Source organism: Scardovia wiggsiae F0424, from assembly GCF_000269605.1.
GTDB classification, from domain to species: Bacteria; Actinomycetota; Actinomycetes; order Actinomycetales; family Bifidobacteriaceae; genus Scardovia; species Scardovia wiggsiae.
This window is the reverse complement of record NZ_AKCI01000001.1, coordinates 1,218,471-1,244,801: the sequence shown is the minus strand read 5'-3', so window position 1 is coordinate 1,244,801 and position 26,331 is coordinate 1,218,471. Positions and strand designations below refer to the sequence as shown.

The following is a 26,331-nucleotide window of genomic DNA, read 5'->3' as shown; positions in this document are numbered from 1 at the left end:
AGGCTCATATGTTTTTTCTGAGGATGATCAGCAGATCAGTGGCCCGGCAGTTCCGCCGGCGCGTGCTTATCTGCATAACCGTAGCGCTTGCCGCCGCAGTAAGTGTGGCTATGCTCGGTATCGTCTATGATGTCGGCGATAAACTTACCGCTGAACTGTCAACGTACGGGTCCAACATTACCGTCCGCCCTAAGTCGGATGCTGTTGCGGCCGAACTGTACGGGTCAAGCTCTTCGAATACCCCCAGCTCGTCGCCGGCAGACCCGACCAGTTTCATCAGGGAATCTGACCTTCAGAAGATCAAAACAATTTTCTGGGCATATAATATTACCGATTTTGCTCCGCAGCTCAATATCCGCATGTCGGTACAAAGCGGGAAGACTGCACAGAAAGTGGGCAATGTCCCTGTAGTCGGCACATGGTTCAACAAAACCCTGCATGCTTCGACCGGGGAAACAAGCGTGCTTGGGGTACAGCGCATGCGTCCATGGTGGAAGCTGGCAGGGTCGTGGGCTAAAGATTCGGCGGACCAGGCCATGGCCGGTTCCGCACTGGCAGACAGGCTCGGGATATCTGCGGGCGATACGGTTACCCTCTCCAAAGGCTCGCATACACGGCAGCTGACAGTAACAGGCGTGTATACTTCCGGCGATGATGACGACAACGCCCTTTACACATCAACAGCACTTGTGCAGGATCTGAGCGGACTGCCGGATTCTGTGGATTATGTGGAAGTGAAAGCGCTGACAACACCTGAAAATGACCTGGCGCGCAAAGCGGCGAAAAATCCGGACGCATTATCGCAGGAAGAATGGGAAACGTGGTATTGCACCGCATACCCGTCGTCTATCGCGTATCAGATCGAGGAGGCCCTCCCCGGGGCTGTGGCTAAGCAGGTACGTCAGGTGGCGGCGCTTGAAGGCAATGTCCTTCAGAAGACCCGCGCAGTTATGATCGTGATGACCGCGCTGACACTTATCGCCGCAACGATCGCCGTTGCCAACCTTATGTCCGCTGCGATGGTGGAGCGGGCTTCCCAGCTGGCGCTTCTGAAGGCGATCGGCGCCAAAAACAGTGAAGTTTCAAGGCTTATTATTGCTGAAACGGCCGGGATAGCATTAGCAGGTGCAGTGGCCGGCGCAGCTGCCGGCGCCGGGCTGTCGCAGCTTGTAGGCCATGCCGTTTTCCATTCGGCTATTACCATGCGGCCTATGGTTTTCGTCCTCGTCGCTGTGCTGCTGTCCATAACCGTACTTACGGCATCTATTTCAGCAGTCAGGCAGATACTGAAACTGCAGCCCGCCCAGGTGCTGCATGGACGGTAGGAAGGAGGCATAATGGCTGATAAGGATTCCGGACGCTCCCACGGCAGGGGGCATAAGCCGGGGGGAAGGCAGTATTCAGACAGCAATATCCGCATGTTCTGGATAATGCTGGCTGGCGCAGTTTTCCGCCGCCGTTCGCGCGCAGCCATGGCTGTTATCGCATCGCTGGTAGGTTCGGCAACATTGTTCTGCCTTATTTCAGTATGCGTGATCGTCCCCCGGCAGATGGCTGAGGAGATGCAGTCTTACGGCGCTAACCTCATTGTGAAATCTAACGGTACCGGGAAAACGGCGGACGGTATCCAGCAGGCGATGATCGACCACACGACCGATATGGTTACGGCATACGGCCAGCAGGCATCATGGGCTGCGTACCGCTATGAAAATGTGCGTATACATTCAGCGCCATACCAGGTTGCGGGCATTGATCCCGTGCGGACCCGCAGGATCAACACATTCTGGAGTCTGCAGGGGTCTATGCCGCAGGGCAAAAACCAGATACTTATCGGTTCCGATGTGGCGCGCGCTCTCAGTGTATCAGTCGGTAATACTATAAAGATCGGCTATCGCGCCTCAGACAGCCGGGGCGGCGCAGCATCATCCGATAAGGCGCAGCCCGGACGCGATTCTGTATCTGATATCCTTGATACCGGGGGGAAACCGTTCAGTATCTGCGGAATCGTCGATACTGGGGGAGCCGAGGACTCCATGATCTATATGACGAACCCTGCGCTGGAAAGCCTTACAGGCAGGAAACGCGGGGCTGACGTTATAGAATATGCCTCAGCCGCCCAGGGGCAGGATCTCGACAGGCTTGTCAGGAATATCAACGATATGACGAGCATGAATGTAACAGCGCAGAAAGTTGCGAAAATCTCCGCAGCGAATGCATCCATTATCACCATGCTCACAACGCTTTTCTGGATAATCTCCCTGGTTATCCTTGCCCTGACTATTGTCGGGGTATCAACAACGATGGCTTCCATAGTTTCCCAGCGCAGAAGCGAGATCGGCCTGAGGAAGGCCCTGGGGGCTACGTCCGCAGGCATATCGGCCGAGTTCCAGGCAGAATCCGCGATCTACGGTTTTGTCGGGGGTATCCTGGGGATCGGCGTGGGATACGGCGTTTCGGCTGCCCTCACTGATACCGTATTCCAGCGGAGCGCTTCATTCAGCTGGGCGCTTGCGCTCCTGTGCCTGGCAGTAAGCGTGGCAGCGGCAATAGCCGCTTCGTGGATACCCATCCGTACAGCTGTAAAAATCGATCCGGCGGTGGTGCTCAGTGATGAATAATAACAATATCAATGATGAAAAAATTAATGACGGGGAACAGGACATGCTCCTCGACCTTAGCCATATTTCCAAAATATACGGTGACCTGCATGCCGTAGATGATATCAGCCTCAGCGTTCCGCGCGGCCAGTGGCTGGCAATCGTCGGCTCCTCGGGGTCGGGGAAAACAACGCTTATGAATATTATCGGCTGCCTCGACAGCCCATCTGAAGGGTCAGTTGCCCTGGACGGGCGCAGCCTTGAAGACTTTAACCAGTCCCAGCTTGCCGATGTCCGTAAAAATGTGATCGGCCTGGTCTTCCAGAAGTTTTATCTTGTCCCGCACCTGACAGCTGTGGAAAATGTTATGGTTGCGCAGTATTACCATTCCGTGGTTGATGAGAAGCAGGCCATGGAAGCTCTGGAAAGGGTAGGCCTTAAAGAGCGCGCGCACCACCTGCCGCGGGAGCTGTCGGGAGGGGAGCAGCAGCGGGTGTGTATTGCCCGTGCGCTGATCAATGATCCGGAGCTGATCCTTGCCGACGAGCCTACAGGAAATCTGGACGAGGCTAACGAAAAGATCGTGCTGGAGCTTTTCCGCAAGCTCAACGCACAGGGTACGACTGTTATTGTCGTCACCCATGATGCGCTTGTTGCATCGTGTGCACAGCGCGAGATCATGCTTAACCATGGGCAGGTTGCAGGGGAAAAGTGGAATGACGAACAGGCGCATCAGCGTTTTATAGCCGCCGGAGGGCGTGCTGCGGTGAGCGGCGATCCGAATTCACCCGCAGCGGCAGCATACAGTTCCCCTGCGAAAGCTGCTAAAGTGGATACAGCAGACCATACCGGCTCTGCGGATGGGGACCGCAACGGAACAGAGGCGGATCATGAAGAAAAAAACCGGTAAAAGCGTATCGCTGGCAGCGCTGGGGATCCTTGCTTCCGGTGTGCTGCTTGCCGGCTGCGGGCAGACCCGTGCCGTCCCGGCGGATGACAGTTATGCAGGCGGGAGCGAGGAATCTTCGGCACCGTCTTCCGGCAGCCCGTCATCAAAGGCTTCCAAACCTTCTGCGGATCCGGGCAGGGGCGGCCCGCGGACGCTGGGGCCGGATACCGGAACATATGCAGACGGCACCTTTACGTCAGTTGCCACATACGGCCCGGTCAGCGAGGACTCGATCGATGTTGCTGTGACTGTTGCCAATCAGCAGGTTTCCGATGTGAAGATAACGCCGCATCCGGCAACCCCTGTCTCGAAAAAATATCAGGACGGGTTTGTTAGGCAGATCAAATCTGCGGTAGCGGGCAGGCCGCTGAAAAGCCTTAAGGTAGACAAGGTTGCCGGGGCAAGCTGGACGTCAGATGCTTTCAATAAGGCGCTCGATGTCGTCCGTCAGGAAGCTTCTGTTTCAAGCTGAGGGCTGTGCACCGGATCGGCATCTTTACCGGCTGGGCCAGTGGCATCCCGTCTTTTCGGATGCGTAATAAGCGAGGCGATAAAAAGCACAGCTGCCCATACCGGCCCGATAATGGCTGCCGCCCGGTAGCTCGGGTTAAGCCACATCAGGACATAGAGCAGGACCATAAAACTAATAATGATCCACGGCGTTATGCGTGCCAGAGGGAGTTTGAACGTGAGTTTCCGGGCTTCGCGGGCACCTATATATCTGCGGAATTTCATCTGTGTGACAGCGATCATCGACCAGTTGATGATCGCGGCGAAAGTGGCGATAGCAAGCAGATAGGTGAATGCGAAGTTTGGCCACAGGAAAACAACGACTACCGCTATGGCGGTAATAGCGGCAGAGGTAAGCACACCGGCTACAGGTACGCCCCGTTTATTGACATGTCCCAGATAATTCGGCGCGTTGCCCTGCCTGGAGAGCGAATACAGCATACGGGAGTTGGAATACAGGCCTGAGTTGTAAACGCTGATCACGGCGGTGAGGCATACAAAATTGAGGATGTCGGCAGCAATCGAAAATCCTGCAGTATTGAATATCTGGACGAACGGGCTTACGACAACACCCCGGGCATCAGGCCTGCCGATCTCCTGCCACGGCACAACAGCCATAATCACGGCAGGTGCGGCTATATAAAATGCCAGTATCCTCCATACTACTTCATTCGTTGCCTTCGGGATCGACTTTCCGGGATCGTCGGCTTCAGCTGCAGCAATGCCTATCAGCTCTGTGCCGCCGAAGCTGAACATAACGACAACCAGTGCCATAAGCATGCCGGAGAACTGGAAGCTGTTGAGGAAACCAATAAGGCCGGAAGGGAAGGGGCCGGATGCCTGGGCGGCATCTGCAGGATGCAGCGCCTGCGCGCTGAGGAAACCGTGGGGGAAGAATCCCCCCTGCTGCGTAAACAGGTTGGAGAATCCCGGTATAATGCCGCTGGAATTGGGTACCGCCAGGAATATAAGGGTCAGCCCCACAATGACCATCGCAATAACAGCAGCGATTTTGATAATAGCGAACCAGAATTCAAATTCGCCGAATGCGCGTACCCCCAGGAGGTTCGCGGCGGTGATAACTACCATGAAGACAGCTGAACTGACCCACGCAGGTATCTGGGGGAACCAGTACTGCACAAAAGTGCCTACAACGCTCAGCTCGACCATTGACACGAGTATGTAGTTTGCCCAGTAATTCCAGCCGGAGATGAAACCCGCACGCGGATGCCAGTACCGTGCAGCGTAGTAGCTGAAAGCGCCGGCCCGGGGGTCGTTAGTACTCATCTCGCCGAGCGCGCGCAGAATAAGGAAGATGACCAGCCCGCCAATAAGATAAGCGAGCAGGATGGAGGGCCCGGCAAGTTTTATGGATTCGGCGGATCCATAAAACAGCCCTGTGCCGATAGCGCCGCCGAGGGCGATCAGCTGGATATGGCGGTTTTTCAGATTTTTGCGCAGCCCGTTCTCAGGGTCTATACCGTTATGCGCACTTATTGCATCCGTACCCTTTGCCTCCGTACCGCGTTCTGTACCCGCACTTTCCGTACCGGCAGTATCCTTCATAAAAATAGCCTTTCCGTCGCTTCAGGTTTAGTCTTACCATACCCGGTACTGCCCCTGGGAAGCGGGAAAGGGGGTACGCTGTTTTATGATGTGGACGGATGCCTGCCGCGGATGCTTCGGATACGGTACCTGTCTCTGTCTACTCGTTGGAATCCTGTTCGCTATCTGGATTGCCATCCTGCCCCGGGTTGCCGTCCTGCTCCCGCCGCTGCTGCTCGGCCTGCTCACGGTCTGCCTGTGCCTTGGCGTTGACAGAGCTGGTGACGTTCGCCATAGCAGATTCGAGGGTCTTCTGCTCATCGCTGTATTCGTCGGCGGTGACTGAGGAACCGCTTTTGTTCAGAAGGGTCCTGGCACTGTCGATGGCAGATTCCAGATCGGAGCGTACCTGGTCATCCATGACCCTGCCGTTTGATGACGTATACAGGGCCTGTGCACGGGAAACCGCACTTTCCAGGCTCTCGCGCGCATTGGATTTTGCCTTTGCCGCCTGGCTTTTCTGCACTGTAGAAACTTCATTCTTCAGGGACTGGACAAGTTTATTAGCGTTTGCGGTAAGGGTGGTGCTTTTCTGGGCGATCTCTTCAAGCTTGCCGCGGACGAGCGAAGGGCTGCAGGACTCTACAGCGTTGATGCTGTTTGACGTATCGCGGGCGTTGGATACTGTAGTCCGCAGCTGCGTGATCGTTGCTGAGTCTTCAACATCTGATCCGCTTACCGATGATGTTACGCTTTCGGCTTTCGACAGCTGTTCGGACAATTCGCTGGACGCAGTCTGCATTTTTGCTGTTGCCGCCTGGCAGCTCGACAGGGCCGTGTTGTATTCGCTGGTGCGCATAGCCCGGCGGATCGCCAGGCCTCCGTAAACAAGGGCGATAACTGCAACGATGGCAATAAGTGTGATCACAGTTACCCGGATAAGCTTACGCTGGTTTTCATCTTCTCTGCGTGCCGCCGCACTGACTCCGCCCGCGCCAAGCTCTTCGGATGCTTCGGTCCCGCGCGTCCCGACACCTGCGAAGGGCATACCGGAGGATGCTGTGTCTTCGCCGAAATTGGAAACGAGCTGATCCAAATTCGGATCAAGCTGGTCAGGTTCAGATTCCGCGAACACCTGTGTGGCAGAGGAGAAAATGCCTTGTGCAGATGGGTCAGCCTCCCGCCGCGCTGCTGAAGAAGAGGGGACAGGGACCGCCGCTGTCGGAGCCGGAGGGATTGCCGGGGCAGCTGCAGCAGCCGGAGGGATTGCCGGGACAGTTGCAGCAGCCGATGAAGCGGGCGGCTCTGCGGCGGGGGCTGCCGCGCTGCCGAGCACCGCAGTATCCGCCGGGCCATTTTGGGCAGTCCCTGCCGCCGCAGGGGTACCGGCTGGTGGAAAGATAAGTGTTGATGTGTCAAAGTCGGGGGCAGGGAGGACATTCGGCCTGTTCGCAGGATCCCCTGCAGATGAGGCAGCCGGAGCAACCGGGGCAGTAACTATAGCGGTTTCCGCATCGCCTGTACTGGCGGCGCCGGCACCCGTACCTCCGGCAGTTTCCGTAGTCCCGGCAGGTGTGCCGGCATCAGCCATAGTACCTGTGCCGCCGCCTGCTGGCATATCTTCAGCCCTGAGCGTGTGGAACCCTACGCCTTGCCAGCTGTCCGGACCGCTGTCATCATCAAGAAGGGGATTGAAAGTCTGTGTTTCTTCAAGAGGTCTGTCTTCTGCACCGGCTGCTCCCCCGGCACCCAGGATTATGCCGGTAGTGCCGGCGGCATCCCCGGCAGGGCTTCCTGCCTGCTGCCCTTGCATATGCAGTACAGGATCCTCCAGCGTGTCGGGCATCGTATAGGAATGGGAGGTTTCCGGGCTTTCAGGATGTGAAGAATGGCTGCGCGCATCTTCATCAGTGATCAGCACCGGGTCTTCTATCGGCGGGATAGACTGCGTGGACTGGATATCAGCAGCACTATCCGCACTGCCTGCCTCAGCTGCAGCGTCAGCAGTATTCCCGTCGCTGTCCATATCAGGCCTGTCGCTTTTGCGGTAAATCGTCATAACCCGTCCTTCGCATATGACCACAAATGACTGTGCCTCATATTTTACCGTGTCCCAAGGAATGCGCGCGATCTGCTGCAGGCCTGCCCGCAGTCAGGCGGTGCGGAATGCAGCATATATGCGCGGCCTGCAGCGGCTGCGTGCGGCTGTCCGGGTAATCTGTGCTACAAGCTCACTGAACTGTAGGATTGGAATGTTACATGCAGGATATCCATAGCCATAACCATGTTGATAAGCGGGAAATCTATTCGGATAAGACTGTAGAGATACTGACCCGGTATATTTCTGAAAGCGAAGGGTAGCAGATATCGGCAGTCCCTTTTATACAGGCAGTTTCTGTCTTTTATGCATGGCCTGCAGCCCCGTTTGTGAAGGGAACGTGGAAAATACAGCCTAAATTACAAGGAATTGTGCTTATTGCTGATAAGATCTGTGATCTTAAGGCTTTTCCTTTAGTGTGGACAGGGCAGCGGCTTCAGTGCGCCCGGAATAACAGCAGGAACAGGAAACGCGATACGGGCATTTAAAGGCTGGCCGGGAATCGGAAAGATGGAAACGTATACAGCGTGCAGGACCGCAGGTTGGAAAGGTACGGTTATATGAGGAAACTGGGTAAGAATGATCCTTCTGCAGCAGGCCCTTCAGGGAACCCCTCCGGGGGGTTGCTCGGCTCCGCAGGCACAGCGCGGCATGAAGCCAGGAAGCGCCGTATCACTGTAGCCGCGACGGCAGCTATAACCCTTGTAACAGTATCTGCAACGATTGCGGCAGCCGGTTTCCTTACCGGTTCTTTTGACTTTTCCGCGCGGGGGAAAGATATGGCGTCCATCACGGCTGCGCGCAGGGGCGCTTCCGGGGATACGGGTGCTGCACAGCGGGGGGCTCAGGACGGCTCCCGGCCTTCAGGCAGCCCGGGGCAGGGCGGGCGTTCCGGCGGTACTGCCGGCAGCACCCAAGGCAGCGGGGGCAGCCTTAAGGGGAATAATAATTCCGGCTCCCATCCGCAGGATACTCCATCCCGTGTCGCCAGTTCCATCCCCGGCAATGCTGTCGTCATATCCAGGAGCATGGCTGCAACGCCTGACGGCACAGTGTACGATATCGCAACCGGGGCAACAGTTTCAGGCTCACAGGACCCCGGGCAGTATTCACGTTATTTTGGTACGGATACGGCCCCTGCCGATCCGCTGGCAAAAACTGGCGGGAAGTCATTTCTGCCCGTCCCTGTGGAAGATATCCGGGACAAGGTGGGATCGGATGCCCCGGCGGAACTTTCTTCAGGGCATCAGCAGGGCAGCATTGCTCCTGCGGCAGCATCTGTCTCCCTGAAATCCCAGGATGCCGCTGCTGCGGTCCCGTTGCTGCGGTCAGTCCTTTCAACTGCACCCCTCCCGGATAAGGCCCTTCCTGCTGCCCTCCAGAACAACAGTTACGGGGCGCACTGGGGGCAGTATAACGGGACCCCCGCATTCTTCAGCCGTAACGGGTACCTTTTCGCGCAGCAGGCTAAAGGCGTGATCGATGTATCCGAATGGCAGAAAAATATCGACTGGGCAGCCGCCAAACGTGCCGGTGTCGAAGGTGCTATTATCCGTATCGGGTACGGAGTAGGGAATGCCGATAAAAAAGCCCAGTACAATATTTCAGAATGCAAGCGCTTAGGCATACCTTTCGGGGTCTATATATATTCATATGCGTCGGATTCCGGTTTTGCCTACAATGAGGGGGCGTCTACCGCGAACCTGCTGAAAAGGTTCGGCGTTTCCGAGCGTGACCTCAGTTATCCGATCTACTATGACCTTGAAGCGTGGACGTGGAAAGGACATACCCGATCCACCGATCCTGCCGTTTATGAGAAGATCGTCAGCTCATGGTATTCAGCTATGGGCGCTGCAGGCTACGGGAACAAATTGAGCGTATATTCATACACGAGCTATCTCAACAGCGCACTGAACCGCCCGTCCATCCATCAGAAAACATCATGGGTCGCCCAGTACGGAAGCACTATGACTTTTACGGGGCTTTCCTCAAACTTCCGCGGCTGGCAGTACGCATCTGACGGCAGGATCAATGGGATCAGCGGGAATGTGGATATTAACGCGTTCGGGTATAAAGATGCGGTCAGGCCTGCCAGTACCGGCCTTGATGTGACGCGGCTCCCGCAGGTCACCGTACCTAACGGCCTGTACTACATCAATGTCCGCCAGAATGACACGATGTCTGTTGATATCAATAAAGGCAGCCTCAGCAACGGCCAGGCGCTCCAGCTGTACCACTGGAACAATGCTACCGCCCAGCAGTTCCGCTTCACCTGCCAGAATGACGGCAGCTATGTGATCACCAACGTGAACTCCGGCAAAGCTATTGATGTAAGCGGTTCCCGGACTTATAACAATGCGAAGATACAGCAGTGGGAAGTGAACGGCGCAGCAGCGCAGAAATGGTTTATCCGTGACGCGGGGAACGGCTATTACCTCCAGTCTGCTTTAGGCAATTGGGTGCTTGATATGACAAACGGGTCAAGTGCCAATTTCACGCCGGTCAAACTGTATACGCCTAATGGGCTTGAAGCACAGAAATTCCAGATCGCATCGGTCAACCCGATATCAACGGGCACTGCCATGCGCATATCGAGCGGCATAAGTTCCAGGCTTGTTATGGATATCCCCTCAGGTTCCCGCGACAATTTTGCGCGGCCGCAGCTGTATACATGGAACGGCGGGTCAGCCCAGCTTTTTACTTTCCGGCAGGTGGGCAACAGCGTGTACACTATTGCGAACCTGAACTCGGGGAAGCTTATCGACGTTGATAAAAACAGGTCTGCCAACGGGTCTGTAGTCCAGCAGTACCAGTCCAACGGCAACGAAGCCCAGCATTGGCATGCACGGTGGCTTGGCGGAAACAGGTATGGCTTTATCGGCTCAGGATCAGGCAAATTCCTTGACGACCCTGCCGGTAATACGGCGCTGGGGACAAAGCTCCAGATATGGCAGGATACTAAGGCCACGGCTCAGCAGTGGGAAGTCGCCCATGCAGACAGCCCTGCGGCTCTGGCATACCAGCACCGCAACGACCTTGCCGACGGTGTATATACATTCGGAGCAGCAGCGAACCCCTACTACAGGCTTGACCTCAACGGCGGTTCCCCCGTGGATGGCACTAATATCCAGCTGTGGCAGGCGAACGGGGTCACGGCCCAGGACTGGAGAATAACCCATGACGCTGAGGGTTTCATAACTTTTACAAGCGTGGCATCGGGTAAGGCTCTTGATGTTGCGGGGAGTTCCACACAGCGCGGGGCGAATGTCCAGCAGTGGCCGCTGAACGGTGCCGCAGCGCAGAAATGGGTAGCGGTGCGCAACAGCAACGGGACATATACTTTTATTTCCGCTTTGGACACTTCCCGCACTCTGGATATCCCTAACGGCATAGCCCGTAATTATGCTAATGTGCAGATATGGGAAACGAACGGTGCGCCGGCGCAGCAATGGAGGGCTTACAGGAAATAGCTTCACGGCATTGTTTCATGGGAATTGCTAAAATATAGATGTCTGACTTTATCTAGTGGAGTTTTATCGAGGTATATATTATGTCAACTATGAAGTTTGCCAATATCCTGCTGGAGTCAAACCCGCGTTCTGTGGCATATCCGGGCCTGTACTGCCGTTCAGACCAGCCGGTGGTCCGGGATCCCGGCACAGGCGAGTGGGAAATGTATTCAGCAGGGACCTATGATTTCGCCACATATTTCAATTCGCTGTCAGTCATGAAGCTGCGGAAATATACTGTCGCAGACAGTTTCAGCCTGCATCTGGAGCTTAAAGGTGCAGCGTGTACAGTCCGCCAGAACTACGGCGGGGCCTTCAGCGCAGAGCCTGAAATTGTTGAAGGGTCTGAGCGTACAGTGGCTGCGGGCGACAGCTGGCAGGCTGTTGATATGCCCCTGGCAGTTACAGATGATATGGTACTTGCCGGTTTCGTCATTAAGACTGAAGGCCAGGTGGCTATCCGCAACAGCTATTATGAGGTCGGCTACAGCGGGCAGCTGCGCGATATTGAGCTTGCCGTCGGCACGACAACGTTCAAAAAGGAAAATTATATTACCGGGAATATTGATCTGATCAGGAAAAATATTATTGATACTGATGAGGATATTTCCCGGCATTTCCATATGTATGTTATAGACAACGGGCGCACTTTGGATGCCCCGGCCCTGAGCAGCGAACGGATCACTGTTACCCCTAACGATAATGTTGGCGGTGCGGGCGGCTTTACCAGGGCAATGATCACTGCTATGGAGCAGAAGCCGAAAGCCACCAATATCATCCTTATGGATGACGATGTGGCTGTTTCCCCTGAAAGCATCAAACGCACGTATAATGTGCTGCGTCTTCTCAAGCCTGAGTATGAAGAGGCCATGATCAGCGGCGCGATGCTCAACTACGAGGTCGGCGAAGACCAGTGGGAAGACATTGGGCATGTGACACAAGAAGGGTATTTCATGGCATGCAAACCCCCTCTGCGGGTTACGCTGTTCGAAGATCTTGTGTATAACGAAAAATTCGAGCCGACAAAGAAAATGAAAAAGGATCTGTATGCCGCCTGGTGGTATTGTTGTATCCCTGTTTCGGTGATCGAAAAGAACGGACTGCCGCTCCCTTACTTTGTCCGCTGCGATGATGTTGAATTTGGAGTGCGCTGCAAAACTCCGTTTATCACCATGAACAGCCTGTGCGTCTGGCATATGTCATTTAACAAGCGGTATAACGCGGCAGTTGAACGGTATCAGAGTATCCGTAATATCCTGATTGCCCAGGCTACCACCGGTATCGCTCCGGAAGCCGACTCCCTCCGTGAAATGTACCGTGATATTCGGCTTGAACTGAAAAAATTCGCTTATGATGATGCCGAGCTCTGCCTTGATGCCTTCGAAGATTTCCTGAAAGGCCCTGATTTTATCAGCAAGCCGGGGATCGCTGAAGCTACTTTTATGAAAGCTAATAAAGATAAAGAAAAACTTGTTGATTTTGAAACCCTTCAGGAACAGCTTGATGCAGACCCTGATGTTGAAGGCCTCCAGATCTCGGATATTGACCGGCAGCTGATAGACGGGGATAAGCCGCGTACTTTCTTCAACCGTGCAGTAGATTTTACTACTGACAACTGGCAGCATGTCATTAAGCGCGAAGGCCGGGGGTACGCTGTGATTCCGCTGATCGGATGGGCTTATCCGGCCGGCGTTATACGCGGCAAGAAGAAGCTTGTCGCCATTGACTGGTTCAACCGTAAGGGTGCTGTACGCGAGAAAGACCCGGCCCGGTACAATGAGATCATGAAACGCTACAGGCGCGATATGCGCTACTATAAGACCCATGCTGCACGCCTGCGCCATGAATATGAAGCGGCGCGTGCAACAATAACGTCTGTCGGGTACTGGAAGCACTATCTTAAAATGGACTAACCTTTATCTGCCTATGGGTCAGCAGCCGGTCACAGGTGTGCATGCATGATGTGATTGGACGCCGCGCACCGCAGGCAGAGGAATGAGATGAACCAAGTGGAAAACCGATTGAAGAAGCGCTACGGTTATGCGTGGACTGTCCTTAAAGGGCTTGTCAAGACTGATTTCAAACTGCGGTACCAGGGGTCCTTCCTCGGCGTGCTGTGGTCAGTGCTCAAGCCGCTGCTGCTGTTCGTAGTCATGTATTTCGTTTTCGCGCGTTTCCTGCGCATGACTGACGGCACGCCTACTTATCCGGTAGTCCTCCTGGCCGGTATCAGTTCATGGCAGTTCGTGACGGAATCCGTCAATACTGGCCTGCGGTCCATTGTTGACAGAGGGGACCTCCTGCGGAAGATCCATTTCCCCAACTATATTGTGGTGGTTTCTGCAACTGTCGGGGCATTGATCAGCTATGCGATCAACCTCCTTGTCGTGCTTGTCTTTGCCGTGGCGCTGCGTGTCAATTTTACGTGGTGGGCTTTATTGCTGCCGCTGAATATTATCGAGCTGTATGCTGTGACCCTGGCAATGACGCTTATCATGGCGACCATGTATGCCTATTTCCGCGATATCGCGCATATCTGGGAAGTGCTCCAGCAGCTTATTTTCTATGCCATGCCTATTATCTACCCGTTAAGCCTCGTCTCGGAGAGGGGGGGGGTAATGAAGGTTTTTGCGAAACTGGAACTGCTGAACCCTATTGCCCAGTCGATACAGGATATCAGGCATAACCTCATAGATGCTGAGAACCAGCAGACAATATGGACGATGTACGGCAATTCAGCTATCGGCTGGTGCGGGAAATTCTTCCCCCTGGTGTTCACAGCTGTCCTGCTGTGGTTCGCTGTCTGGCTTTTCAGGCGCAACAGCCGCAAGTTCGCGGAGGTGATGTAATGGGTAAACCGGGTAAGCCGCAGGGCCTCCATGTGCCGCCGGCCCAGAGTGAGGCCGCTGATAATAAGCAGGATTCCGCAGGTTCCGGGGAAAAGGATATGCACGGGCAGAGCAGGGAAGCTGCTTCCAGGCGCGACTATATGGCTGCTCCTGTCGTGCTTTCCGCACAGCATGTGTCCAAATCTTTCAAACTGCCTACTGAGCAGGCGACCGGCATCAAGCAGGCGTTCATCAACTGGACAAAAGGCATCAAAGGCTATACACGGCAGGAAGTCCTTAAAGATATCAGTTTTGATGTCCACCAGGGCGAGTTCTTCGGCATCGTCGGGCGTAACGGCGGCGGGAAATCGACGCTCCTTAAGATCATTTCCCAGATATACTATCCGGAAAAGGGTGAGGTCTCGGTTTCGGGTAAACTCGTGCCGTTCATTGAGCTTGGCGTCGGTTTCAACCCTGAGCTGACGGGACGCGAAAATGTATATCTGAACGGTGCGCTGCTGGGCTTCACGCGCCGGGAAGTTGACCGTATGTACGATGATATCGTTGAATTCGCCGAGCTTGAAGAATTCATGGATCAGAAGCTTAAAAATTATTCTTCAGGCATGCAGGTAAGGCTTGCGTTCTCTGTTGCCATCAAAGCCCAGGGGGATATCCTTGTGCTTGACGAGGTGCTTGCTGTGGGGGACGAGGCATTCCAGCGCAAATGCGACGATTTCTTTACGGAGATCAAGCGGGACCCGGGCAAAACGGTTATCCTGGTGACCCATGATATGGGTTCGGTAACAAAATACTGCACCCGTGCCATGATGATTTCTGATGGTACCGTCAGGTCGATTGGGGATCCGGAGTCGGTATCAAAGCAGTATACCCTTGCCAACCTGGAGGCGGAAAAAGCTGAGGCCAGTCGCAGGCGGAAGGAAAACGGCGGGTATGCGAACGGGCTCAATGAGCGGTGCCCCATCCTGAAGACTTCTGCTGTATCATCAATGGTCAACAGCAGCTCGGATATCTTCCGGTTTGATGTGGAATACAGTTTTGACGAGCCCGGTGATTTCTACCTGGCTATCGCCCTGCATGATATAAGGCGCGGAGGCATAACATATGATACGGGCAACCATAATCTGAAAGCCCTGCAGCACGGGCATCATACGGTACGGTTCGAACTGCCTCTGGACCTTTTCAACAACGGCGAATTCAGGCTTGTGACTTCGCTGTGGAAAGGCAGCGCGGAGGATCCTGATACCGCGGAATTCGTTGCCGTGGCGATCGATGATAATGCCTGCGATTTTGTGGTCCGTGATAAGCGGAACAGCGACTATGCGCTGCTGAGCGACCGGGTGCTGAGGATAACCCCGGAAGACCCTTCGCAGATCGAATATATCCAGCGTCAGTGACTCAGCAACTCAGTAAGAGGGTAATTCCCATCGCAGGATGGGCAGATGGTGTAAGGTGGAAATATGGTACGCAGAAAGCGCGGTAAAACTGCCGGCAGTAAAGGCGGCAGCTGGGAAGCAGTATCCCGTGTAGTCTTCCCTGTTGAGGACGGGCAGCAGGTCATGCCCCTTTACGCTATTGATTTCACGCGTCCCCGCATAAATGAAGCTGCGCTGGCAACGTCCGGCGTGCTCCCGAAGCTGGATATGGGCGCCATGACCCGGGGTAAGTTCCAGGAACTTGTGCGCACCAGCGGTATTGGCGATTCTGTAACATGCGATTCCTTCACTGTCAACAGCCGTACGCAGATAACCGTACGCCGGCGCGGGCATGCTTCACTGTGCACTTTCTTCAATGCATTCCCTGCTGCATACTGGCGCCGGTGGACGCCTGTGCGGGAAGTGCGTTTTTCCGCTCGGGTACAGGGCAGCGGGACCATCCGGCTGTTCAAGTCTACCGGCCGCGGGCTTATCTATGCGGCTGCAGAGGAGATAGCTGTTGATGCCGCCGACGGTTTCCGTGACATCAGCGCCGAGATACCCCTGACCGGGCTTATGGACGGCGGCTACTTCTGGTTTGATGTTGAGGCTTCAGACAGCCCGGTGAGCATAGCAGATGCTCGATGGTCCGTGCCACGCGGGGCAAAAACTGTGCATCCGTCGGGAGGAAAGGCCGAGACGACGCTGTCAGTCGCCATAACGACTTTCAACCGCGCCCCATACTGCCTTAACCAGCTGCGGACGCTTGCCAATGCCCCTGAACTGCGCCGGCGTATCGACACTGTGTACTGTGTCGACCAGGGGACGGACCGTGTGGAAAGCCAGCCCGGTTTTGAGCAGGTGTCGGCTGAGCTGGGCGGCCAGCTCTCCTATATCTGCCAGCGTAACCTGGGCGGTTCAGGCGGCTATTCGCGCGGCATGTATGAAACTGTGAAAGCAGGCCGGAGCGATTATGTGCTCCTTCCCGATGATGATGCCGTCAGCGAGCCTGAATCTATCCTCCGCGCCGTACAGTTTGAAGATTACGCGGTAAAGCCGCTGCTTGTTGGCGGCGCGATGTTCCATCTTGATAACCGCACCGTACTGTATACCCAGGGTGAGCGCATCAACTCTTCGCGCATGTGGAATATGCCGTCTGCCGGGCTTGATTATAATTTTGATTTTGCGGCCAGCCCTCTCCGTGACGCCCCTGAACGGCATCAGCGGGTGGACAGCGATTATAACGGATGGTGGATGTGCCTTATCCCTGTAGCTGTCCTTAGGGAGATCGGCCTGTCCCAGCCGTTCTTCATCAAATTTGATGATATCGAGTTCTGCCTGCGGGCCAGGCGCCACGGCTGCCCGACTGTATGCCTTCCCGGCGTGGCAGTCTGGCATCAGGCGTGGCACGATAAAGACCCTACGCGCGGCTGGGAAGAATATTTCATCCAGCGTAACCGGTGGATATCTGCGCTGCTGTGCTTCCCGGACCATCCTCCGCGCATGCTTCTGGAGAATCTGCGGTGGGATGCAAGCGTCAGCCTGCGGTTCCTCTACTCTGCCCTCGCACTGCATACAATGGGCCTGAAAGATATCCTTAAAGGACCGGAATATATTGTCCGGAGCCTGCCTGTGAAGCTTGACGAGGTGAAATCCCTGCGTGCGCAGTTTGATGATGCGCAGGTGAAAAGCAGTTTTGAGGATTTCCCTGAGCCGGCAGGGGAGATGGCTTCGCACGGCAAACGCCGTGAAAGCCTGACTATGAAGGATTATTATAAGGCTGTCCTGGGGCTTCTCGGGCGCTGTGCCGCAGCGGGGTTTGCAGGCGGTGCGAAGCGGAAGCAGGGGCATCCTTCCCGTCCTGATATTGCCGTCCCAGCAAAAGATGCTTCCTGGGCAGGCATAGCACTGCGCGACCTTGATTCGGCACTTCTGACAGCCCCTGACGGCAATACCGTGGCGTGGGTCAGGCGCGATGACAGGCGTGCACGTCAGGGGATGCTGGAGAATGCCCGCCTTACTCGCACTATCCTGAAAAACTGGAAAAAGCTTGCCCGGGAGTATGCTGATTATGATATGGCGTCTCTGAGTTCATGGGAACATATTTTTGAGCAGGAGTAGCGGGAGCCGGCAGGGATGCGCGGGCCCGGGAGGCTGAAGGGGTCGAAGGATACGGAAGAAATAAAGCAGGTTAAGGCAATTATGGAAACTGAGCACACCAGCCGGCAGGCCGTCGGGGGCCGCGCGGAAGCCGCAATGCAGGGCAGCGATACCAGGCAGGATATACAGGTGCAGGCTGCTGATGCTGCCCCTGCTGCTTGCGTCCCTCCCTCTGCTTCTGCCTCCGGACCGGCACTGGGTACCCGCCGTGCACTGAACGTACTGGGCAGCACGGTCAGGTTCCTTGCGGATCCGGCTGCGCTGGTTTTCGGTGTTATTGCCGGCGGTCTTGCCTGCCTGAGCTGCGTAGTTGACGGCCTTGCACAGTTTGAGGGCTCTTCGGCGCCATATTTGAGGACTGTCGCGGTTGAGCGCGGAGTCGTTTTCGGTATCGCGGCGTATCTGGTGACACTGGTTATTTTCCGCTGGGCGGATTGGACGAAGCGCCGCGGCAGCGGTACCCGCAGCACCGGCATCAGCGGCGGTACCAGCAGCGGTACCAGCAGCGATAGCGTTAGCAACCTCCGGGGCGGCAGCTTCCCGGATAGCGGGAGCCGGCTGTCACGGTTTACCGCACATGTTTTTGGACGTATGCAGCCTGTAACGTTCGGCGCAGCCGCTAAAAAATATCTGCTTATTTTCTGGACAGCAATAGCCGTCAGCTGGATCCCCTGGCTTATGGTCTATTGGCCGGGCGCCCTCCGCGACGATACGCTTGCGCAGTATTTCCAGTCGCAGGGGTACCACGGCTATTATACCCGCCACCCTCTTATGGGGACCTTTATCTTCGGCCTGTTCTGGCGGATAGGCCAGGCGATGGGGAATGTCTTTTATGGCCTGATGGTGTATACCATAATCCAGACAGCCTTCCTTTCCCTGGCATGCGCACTGGTGCTGTGCTACATGCGCAAGCGCGGTGTCCCTGCTGCCGTACTGTGGCTCACTATGGTGTTTTTCACCACAGGATATGTCGTTGCCGGGGTCGTACCGACTATGAGCAAAGATTCGTTGTGGGCGATCGTTATGGCTCCGCTGGCGCTGATATTTATCGAAGCATGCCTGACACGCGGGCAGGTGCTCAGGCGCTGGCCGGTACTGGTATCTTTTATGATCCTCGCTGCTTTCTTCCTGGCGATCAAGCGTACAGGGATTGAAATACTTGCAGTTTCCGGTATCTTTCTGATTGCTGCAGTGCTGGCTCCCGGCCGCAGGGTAAAAGCGGCAGGCAGCGGAAACTCAGCAGAGAACAACAGCCATGCATCAGCCTCCGCGCAGGCCAAACCCGGATATGCTGTTGCTGCAGCAGGCGCACTGCGTCCACGCCGCCCCCGCCGTGCTATCATACAAACCTTGTGCGCACTGGTTATCCCAATGGCTGCGGTGCTTGGCATCTGGGATCCGGCCTCAGCGAAACTGGCGGGGGCAGCCCAGTGGCCGCCGCTGGAACTGTACGGCTTTTTCTCCCAGCCGATTGCCAGGGTAGGGAGGTATAACCCAGCCGGCCTGACGGATTCCGACCGCCGGGAGATCAATACGTATATGAAGCTGTCTGATGCGGTGGAGTTTTATAACCCTTCCCGTGAAGATGAGACGATGTACACTATAAAATACAAAATTGTTTCGCAGCACAGGGCGGATTTCATCAAACTGTGGCTCAGGATCGGGCTTAAGGACAAGCGGAATTTCAAGGAATACGCCAAAGCATACGCATTCGTGTGGCAGCCATGGTTCTCTACCCAGAAACCGTTCGTATACCCTTCATCATCTGCATATCTGTTCGATGAAGCATATATGGCCCAGTGGGGGAGGGAAGTGCATGATCCCGGGCTCGCCGAGCGCGCGCTTGCCCCGCTTAGGGACGGCGACCGGGGAGCTTCAGACGCAAAACGTGAATGGCAGCTTTGCGCGGGGAAGTATTTCAAAAACCGTGCTGAAAGTTCTGATGAAGCCAGGGCACGGCTTCTGGAATGCCAGGCCCAGGGGAGCCAGTGCGATGTGCCGCTTGAGAAACAGCCCGAGGCGCTGTCTGACAGGGTGCTGCAGCAGATCGATATTTTCTTCAGTTCTATGGGGCTGTATGTAACGCTGATCCCGCTGGCAGCAGGGCTGTACCTGCTGACGCGCAGGCGCTGGCTGGCGCTGGCGGCATGGGTGTTCCTGCTTATGTTTGTGCTCCAGCTTATCGCATCGCCCGCTGCCCTGTACTGGTACCCCGTTCCGCTCTATTTCGTGCTGCCTGCATTCGCGGGGCTGATTTTCGATAAAAGCGGCAGGCAGCGGAAATAATATTCGTTTATTTTATTTGTCGCGCGAATGTATTAAGCTTTGTTGCAAAGCTAAACTAAGAAAGGAGGGTATAATGACACCGAATGCAGTTAAAGAGCTGGAATCAGCTTTAGCAGAGTTGAAAGCCAGTGATACTTTGACTTTTGAAGAGTTTAGTTCGGAAATCGAAAGTGATTTTGCCGTTATCTCTGAAAGTACAGTTGATATCAGAACTGATTTTGCTGCTATGGGTGGAAGTCGTCCACGTCGAATGGGAGATTTCGGAGATTAGAACCATCTCGTCATACATATCTTTAGATATGTATGACGAGATATATGAAAGAAGAATATGGTATGCAAGTTCCAATCATTGCACCGCCGAAAGTAAAGATGTTTCAATTTATGGACTCTTTACCAACTCCGTTTCTTATTTATGATTTACCTGGTATAAAACATACTATTGAACAGTATAAACTAGATGTTTCATTAATTCCAAATGCGAAGTTGAACTGTGCTTTGAAAGCTTGCTATGTTCCTGAGGTTTTAAAGGTTTTTGTAGATGCGGGATTGGGGGCGGATACTGCTTCTCCAAAAGAATACGATTATGCAAGAAAGAATGATTTTAGAGAGATATCCGCCACGGGTCCTAGCTTCTCAGTTGTTAGCCAGATCTCTACCATGTTTGAAGAAGGAACTGATCTGGATGTTTGCTCATTAGATCAACTACAGTTTATCGTAAATAATTTTCCAGGATCAAATATTGGGTTACGATTGAGGCTGGAATTACCTAAAGAGCTAGATGGGAACGATACTTTTGCCAATAATAGTAGATTCGGCGTTAACGTAGCAGATACGCGTTTACACTCACTCCTCGAACAAGGGAGTTTAACCGTAACTAGGATTCATTTTCATATTGGGCAGCTTGCGCCTCCTCGATTTTTATATGAGTTACAATATGCACTTATGGTAGCAAAATCAATCAGTACAATTCAGTATATAGATTTTGGCGGTGGCTTTTATGATTTATATGTAAATCGTGCAAAAGCTCGCTACGTTTTTAAACAGGTGAGTGAGCTGGTTAAAGCATATAACATTAATCGTTCAATCAAATTTAGATTTGAGCCCGGTGCTGCTATCTCAGGACCTCATGGTTATTTAGTAACTACTATTCAATCAATAGAGCATTCTCATAAGTATTATGGATATGACATAGTACAGGTAGATTCCTCCGCTTGGAATTTTTCACCATGGCATGTTCCTAAAGTATTCAGTTTAGATAAGATACGGCAATCAGTTAAAGACAACCCCACACGACCAGCTATTCTAGCAGGTAATACTTTATATGAGAATGATTTTTTCGGCGGCGAGAATGTGTTACGCACACCGACACTTGATATTCCTGAAGAAACTAGTATCGGCGATAAGCTGGTAGTAACAAATTTTGGTGCGTATACTTTAACAAATAAAAGAGATTTTAATATGCTTGGGGATTTACCAGTATATCTATATACAGGGGAAGAAGTTACGCTAAGTAGTAATGGGTTATCAGATTTAGGAAAGTATAATGGGTGATGAAATAGGACTTGCTTTAGAACATGATCTGCTGCTTCGTGTGATTCAGCAGAATAAGGATAGGGATCCCAAGCTTTTTGAACATATAGAGAATACACTTATGGATTTCGAAGATACACGACAACCAAAAAAGTATGAAAGTTTTCTTTCTCGCCAAACAGCTCAGCTACGTACTGCATTTTACATTGATTCAGAGAGACGTGTTCGCGGGCATATGCAAACACCGAGTGATGAGAAAGCTATTATCTTGCCATCGGGGCAGAAGCTAACTTATAGTTATGCTCGAAGTGCTACTTGTGCATTTTTAGAGGAAAAAATTGCTACAAATTATTGTACACAGACGGATGAACTGTGCGACGGCATCCTTTTTAGCAGCGGTACCGCTGCTATCAATGCATTACTACATCTGATGGTTTATAATTTTAGCCAAATTCATCAACGATCTCCAGCGGTAGCTATTGTTGGTGATTATTTTGAGACATTAATGATCGGAGAGCTTTTATCAAATTATCAGGCGAAAGTATCCCATTATAGTTCTATAACTGATATACCAAACTCACCTATTGATATTTTACTAATAGAACCTATACATTATAACTGGGGACTTGAAGGAACTGATTATAGTGCGTTGCTTTCGTTCTGGAGAGAAGTTGGAGCCCCATCATATGTTATAGTAGATTCGACTTTAACTCCCGAGTCATGGGGGAAATATAAAATACTTAAAAAAGCCAGAGAGTATGGAGTGGGAATACTTTGCGATGTACGTTCAGGATTAAAACAAGATCAGTTTGGTCTAGAACTTGCCAATGTCGGTATAGTTGAGGTATATCAGTTACATGATAAAGGGGATTTTTCTGGAGATCTGAGAAAAGTAAGGGCGATATATGGTACTGCGCTATCACCTTTTGAGTGTGTGATATTAGATAATTCTTTCTTCCTTAATAGGGAGTGGTTGAATACTCACGTTGCTTTAGTTGCTAAAAATAATTCATTGTTTGCAGAGGCCTTAGCTCCCCTTTGTGGGAAGGGCATTTTCCGATCTATAGCACACCCGGCTCTTTTGAAGTCAGCAAGTATCAATCATGCGCCTTTTTCTGTCCTTAAGCTACAGAATGACGGTTATGAGGATTATATGTTTTTGCTTGGTGTACTTTATTATGAGGCTCATCAACGTAATATTGAGTTTACGTTTGGTGGGAGTTTTGGTTTCCGTGGACATAGGTATGATGCGGTAATTCCATTTAAAAGAGATTTGAGATGCATTATGAAAATTGCTATAGGCTCACGAGCGGGAGTTTTTCTTCGCGAGATAATTAATTTGATTCAGGAGATTTCAAGTTTTGAGTCTATGCAAGGATTACGTGAAAACTATCGAATGGTTAAACCGGTAGAACTAGAGTTGTAGGAAGTTTACATAATGGAGCATCTTTCATTTACAGCAGTACTAAGGCAATTGGTCGGGATCACTAAAGGCCGCCGCATACTTCTTTCTGTGCTGACTCTTCTGTCTCTTATACAATCATTGGCTGAGGCATCACTTCCAGTAGGGCTTGGTATTCTTGTTAATACAGTTAATGAGCATAATACTGTTGGGCTTATTTCGGTAAGTACCTTTCTTGTTGCTGCTGTTCTGATAAGGATAACGGCCTCTATAAGCGCGCATATCCTTGATACGCGCATTGGTATCGATATCAGGACTCAGCATAAAGAGAGAGTCACTAAACATGTTATTTCGTATAGAGGTGTTTTTGATAAGGGATTGAACACTGGTGACGTTGTTGAGGTAGCTGAGGATGATATAAGTGCGATAGCCAGCGGTTTTTCCGCGATTGAGTTTGTTATTGTCGGACTTGGGACTTATGCTGTTGCGGGCGTTTATCTACTTACGCAGTCGTGGCGTGTAGGGGTATCTATTCTTATAGCAGTCCCTATACTATGTCTGTTCTTGCCCAAAGTACTTCATAAACTGCGTAAGCACCTCGCCGAGTACAGAAAAACTGCCGGAGCAATGACTTCTATGGCTATAGACGCTGCAACCGGGCACAGGGTATTGTTGGGTACGCATGGACGCAAGGTATTTCTCGCCAGCTATCATAATTTATCTACAGAGATGAAGCGCAAAGGCCTTAACGTTGCTAATACGAGGGCATTAATTGACGGGCTGCGTGAACTTATCCCCGCATCAGTACTGCTGGCAGTCCTTGGTATAGCTTTGCTACAGTGGCAGTATGGCTGGATGAATGTTGGCCAGATTGTATCGTTCTATGGTTTAGCCACGTATCTGCTGCAGCCTGTGACAGCGTTAATTTCGTCTTTGCAGCAGTTTGTTCCAGCGGCTGTTGGCCTAGAGCGTGAGCAGCGTGTTTTGTCTTCGGGGCGGGAGCCGCACAGAGGGGTATCAGTTATTCCTGAGGTAAAAACGGTTATGGATCCTCAGACTGGAATCCGCATAACACCTGGGTACACTGTACTTTTCGCAGATGCATTGTCTGAAATGAGCGGTATTGCTGAGCGGCTAGCTGGAGCTGATAATGAGGGTAGAGGTTTGATAAATGGTGTTTCATACTCCGTTTATTCAGAGAAGGCGATCAGGGAACAGGCAACTTTGCTGGATACCGATGCTAGCTTAGTTAGTGGGACTTTGTCCGAGATATTAGGAGGGTCTGAATATCCTGATGCTGTTAAAATTCGGGTTTTGCAGAATTCCTCTCTGGGAGAACTGATGGACAGTTTTAGTGATGGGCTGGACCACTATATTACTGACGGTGGGCGGAACCTGTCCGGTGGACAGCGTCAGCGATTATTACTTGCAAAAGCTTTGGTGCCGAATCCTGCTGTGCTTGTTTTAGTCGAGCCTACCAGTGCTTTAGATACAGTTACAGAAAAGAATATTATAGAACAGCTGTACAACGAACGTAAGGATGCTATTACAGTTGTGGCTACCCATAGTCCGGCTCACATACAGCATTCGGATACAGTGCTTTGGATACGTGATAATGCATTGTTCATGAGCGGATCTCATCAGGAGTTGATGAAAAACCCGCAGTATAGGGAGATGTTTATAAATTTGGAGGAAATATGAGTATTAATGACAATGTGCGCAGCCATCAGTTACCTGTTGCCAGTGCTCAAGAAACATGGCGATATGTACTGAAAATAATGAAAGAGCATAAAGGCGGGCTTGCTGCACTTGTGGTACTTCATGTTTTCGCTATTGGGGCAGGAGTATTTTCGCCAATATTATTCGGGTGGCTGATTGATACTCTTACCGACGTAGCAGTACCCGTAAGGTTAAATGTTTGGGTACTGTTCTCAATATTATGTGTGGTATTGGCGATGCAGGCATTCCTGACCTGGTGCGCTCAACGTACTTCATGGAGATTCGGAGAAAATATTTTTATGCGGCTGCGTAATGATGTTATTGATGGAGTAACACGGCTTCCTCTAATAGTGGTTGAGCAGGCTGGTCGTGGTGATGTTATAGCCCGTACTACAAATGATATTGATGCGGTATCCGAAGCAGTTCGTATCGGACTTCCGGAGAGTTTAGTCGCGGTTCTGTATTTGATGTTTGCTGCAGCATCCTCATTCCTCCTGGATTGGCGGATTGCGTTTATTTCACTTGCAGGGCTGCCCCTTCTGTTCCTGGTAACGAGGTGGTATGTAAAGCGTTCGCAGCATGCCTATGAGGAGGAGCTTCGCAACCATGGACGGTTCGATTCCATTTCCAGCGAGTCAATTGAATCTGCTCGTACAGTTGATTTACTTAATGATTCAAAACGTATTATGGATGCCTTGGGGGAGGGTGCCCATAATGTTTCTAAGGCTGAACGCTATACACTCTCTCTTCAGCAGTGGTGGTTTCCCGCGGTACAACTTGGCTATTACTTACCTTTTGCGCTCGTAGCAATAGTTGGGGGAGCTATGGTTCTTAACGGTCAAGCTAATATCGGTATCGTAGTTGCGATAGCGATGAACACACAGCTGGTAGTAGATCCTATGGATGACCTTCTATACTGGACTGACCAGCTTCAGTTGGCTTGGGCTGCAATGCGCCGTATGGCTGGCGTTTCTACAACAAAGAGTGCTATTAGTTTAGATGGTTCAGAGGATACCGAGAATTGTATTCAGGATACTTCAGACGGGTGTATGGTTACTGTGGATAGCTTGTATGTTGAATATGAGAAAGGTAATCCTGTGATAAAAGATGTCAGCATACGAATAATGCCTGGTGAGAGTATAGCATTGGTTGGTCCATCGGGAGCTGGAAAAACTACGTTAGCCTTGGCGTTATGCGGCTTGATACCCCCAGCCGGTGGCTATATTTCGATTTCGTATTTATCGCCAAAGCTATATGGGAGACAGCCTCGTGTGATGTTCGTAGCACAAGAATCACACATTTTTAGCGGAACACTGCGATTCAATTTACATCTTATCAATTCCTCTGCAGATGACGTGGCAATACGAAATGCGCTTATGCTCGTGGATGCTTCAGAATATAGCAGTCATTTGGATGATAATGTAAATGATCTTGACTTGGGTTCTGTAGATAAACAGAAGATAGCCTTGGCACGTGTCGTACTAGAAAATCCTGATTTTGTCGTTCTTGATGAAGCGATGTCAACGTTTTCCTATGAGGAGATGGCACGTACTGAAACTATGTTTAGGAAGGTTCTGAAAGGGAAAACTGTGATCATGATTGCCCATCGCCTTCAGACGGCGATGAGATGTAATAGGATAGTACTCCTTGACCATCATCATATTGTTGAGCAAGGCTCCCCTTATGAATTATTGGCATCTGACAGTGATTTTGCGAAGTATATCAAACAGTAAGTAAAGTTAGAGAAAGATATTAATGAATTCTT

17 protein-coding genes are annotated in these 26,331 nt (G+C 52.2%); 15 read left to right on the top strand and 2 right to left on the bottom strand.

The annotated features are described in order from the left end of the window. The first annotated feature begins 8 nt into the window (after nucleotides 1–8). The 4 genes from HMPREF9156_RS0105545 to HMPREF9156_RS0105530 all read left to right on the top strand — a co-directional run bounded on the left by HMPREF9156_RS0105545 (nucleotide 9) and on the right by HMPREF9156_RS0105530 (nucleotide 4,018). Nucleotides 9–1,325 carry an ABC transporter permease gene (locus tag HMPREF9156_RS0105545; protein WP_007147789.1) on the top strand — a complete coding sequence of 439 codons (1,317 nt, stop codon included), beginning with the start codon at nucleotides 9–11 and terminating at the stop codon, nucleotides 1,323–1,325. A 93-nt stretch (nucleotides 1,326–1,418) separates the two neighbouring features. Continuing rightward, nucleotides 1,419–2,618, top strand: coding sequence for an ABC transporter permease (locus tag HMPREF9156_RS0105540; protein ID WP_193378064.1), 1,200 nt, complete (start codon nucleotides 1,419–1,421; stop codon nucleotides 2,616–2,618). Between the two features lie 43 nt (nucleotides 2,619–2,661). Continuing rightward, nucleotides 2,662–3,507, top strand: coding sequence for an ABC transporter ATP-binding protein (locus HMPREF9156_RS06940; RefSeq protein WP_231198095.1), 846 nt, complete (start codon nucleotides 2,662–2,664; stop codon nucleotides 3,505–3,507). Continuing rightward, nucleotides 3,488–4,018, top strand: coding sequence for an FMN-binding protein (locus HMPREF9156_RS0105530; RefSeq protein WP_007147786.1), 531 nt, complete (start codon nucleotides 3,488–3,490; stop codon nucleotides 4,016–4,018). Before HMPREF9156_RS06940 ends, HMPREF9156_RS0105530 begins: the two co-directional genes overlap by 20 nt. On the opposite strand, the gene HMPREF9156_RS0105525 is transcribed toward HMPREF9156_RS0105530, so the two are convergent. Further along, nucleotides 3,994–5,622, bottom strand: a complete 1,629-nt coding sequence (locus HMPREF9156_RS0105525; RefSeq protein ID WP_007147785.1) for an amino acid permease — start codon at nucleotides 5,620–5,622, stop codon at nucleotides 3,994–3,996. The genes HMPREF9156_RS0105530 and HMPREF9156_RS0105525 overlap by 25 nt on opposite strands. 139 nt (nucleotides 5,623–5,761) lie before the next feature. Next, on the bottom strand, nucleotides 5,762–7,660 hold the full coding sequence (locus HMPREF9156_RS0105520; RefSeq protein WP_007147784.1) for a hypothetical protein: 1,899 nt from the start codon (nucleotides 7,658–7,660) through the stop codon (nucleotides 5,762–5,764). A 599-nt stretch (nucleotides 7,661–8,259) separates the two neighbouring features. Here HMPREF9156_RS0105520 and HMPREF9156_RS0105505 point away from each other — a divergent pair. The 11 genes from HMPREF9156_RS0105505 to HMPREF9156_RS0105455 all read left to right on the top strand — a co-directional run bounded on the left by HMPREF9156_RS0105505 (nucleotide 8,260) and on the right by HMPREF9156_RS0105455 (nucleotide 26,299). Then, nucleotides 8,260–11,169, top strand: a complete 2,910-nt coding sequence (locus HMPREF9156_RS0105505; protein WP_007147782.1) for an RICIN domain-containing protein — start codon at nucleotides 8,260–8,262, stop codon at nucleotides 11,167–11,169. Between the two features lie 80 nt (nucleotides 11,170–11,249). Continuing rightward, complete coding sequence (locus tag HMPREF9156_RS0105500; RefSeq protein WP_007147781.1) at nucleotides 11,250–13,121, top strand: glycosyltransferase family protein; 1,872 nt, start codon at nucleotides 11,250–11,252, stop codon at nucleotides 13,119–13,121. 87 nt (nucleotides 13,122–13,208) lie between these two features. Next, the gene (locus tag HMPREF9156_RS0105495) at nucleotides 13,209–14,057 is read left to right on the top strand and encodes an ABC transporter permease (RefSeq protein ID WP_007147780.1); all 849 of its coding nucleotides are present in this window, start codon (nucleotides 13,209–13,211) and stop codon (nucleotides 14,055–14,057) included. Between the two features lie 98 nt (nucleotides 14,058–14,155). Then, complete coding sequence (locus HMPREF9156_RS0105490; RefSeq protein ID WP_029246383.1) at nucleotides 14,156–15,451, top strand: ABC transporter ATP-binding protein; 1,296 nt, start codon at nucleotides 14,156–14,158, stop codon at nucleotides 15,449–15,451. A gap of 63 nt (nucleotides 15,452–15,514) precedes the next feature. Then, on the top strand, nucleotides 15,515–17,590 hold the full coding sequence (locus tag HMPREF9156_RS0105485; protein ID WP_007147778.1) for a glycosyltransferase: 2,076 nt from the start codon (nucleotides 15,515–15,517) through the stop codon (nucleotides 17,588–17,590). Nucleotides 17,591–17,671: 81 nt separating this feature from the next. After that, nucleotides 17,672–19,915 carry a sortase B protein-sorting domain-containing protein gene (locus tag HMPREF9156_RS0105480; protein ID WP_231198075.1) on the top strand — a complete coding sequence of 748 codons (2,244 nt, stop codon included), beginning with the start codon at nucleotides 17,672–17,674 and terminating at the stop codon, nucleotides 19,913–19,915. Nucleotides 19,916–19,988: 73 nt separating this feature from the next. Further along, nucleotides 19,989–20,186 carry a hypothetical protein gene (locus HMPREF9156_RS0105475; RefSeq protein WP_007147776.1) on the top strand — a complete coding sequence of 66 codons (198 nt, stop codon included), beginning with the start codon at nucleotides 19,989–19,991 and terminating at the stop codon, nucleotides 20,184–20,186. A 44-nt stretch (nucleotides 20,187–20,230) separates the two neighbouring features. Further along, nucleotides 20,231–21,466: a type III PLP-dependent enzyme domain-containing protein gene (locus HMPREF9156_RS0105470; RefSeq protein WP_007147775.1), complete on the top strand. Its 1,236-nt coding sequence runs from the start codon at nucleotides 20,231–20,233 to the stop codon at nucleotides 21,464–21,466. Next, on the top strand, nucleotides 21,459–22,871 hold the full coding sequence (locus HMPREF9156_RS0105465; RefSeq protein WP_007147774.1) for a PLP-dependent aminotransferase family protein: 1,413 nt from the start codon (nucleotides 21,459–21,461) through the stop codon (nucleotides 22,869–22,871). The genes HMPREF9156_RS0105470 and HMPREF9156_RS0105465 overlap by 8 nt, the downstream gene beginning before the upstream one ends. A 12-nt stretch (nucleotides 22,872–22,883) precedes the next feature. Beyond that, entirely contained in the window at nucleotides 22,884–24,548 is a 1,665-nt protein-coding gene (locus HMPREF9156_RS0105460; RefSeq protein ID WP_007147773.1) for an ABC transporter transmembrane domain-containing protein, read from the top strand. Then, nucleotides 24,545–26,299, top strand: a complete 1,755-nt coding sequence (locus tag HMPREF9156_RS0105455; RefSeq protein WP_007147772.1) for an ABC transporter ATP-binding protein — start codon at nucleotides 24,545–24,547, stop codon at nucleotides 26,297–26,299. Before HMPREF9156_RS0105460 ends, HMPREF9156_RS0105455 begins: the two co-directional genes overlap by 4 nt. Nucleotides 26,300–26,331: the final 32 nt, after the last annotated feature.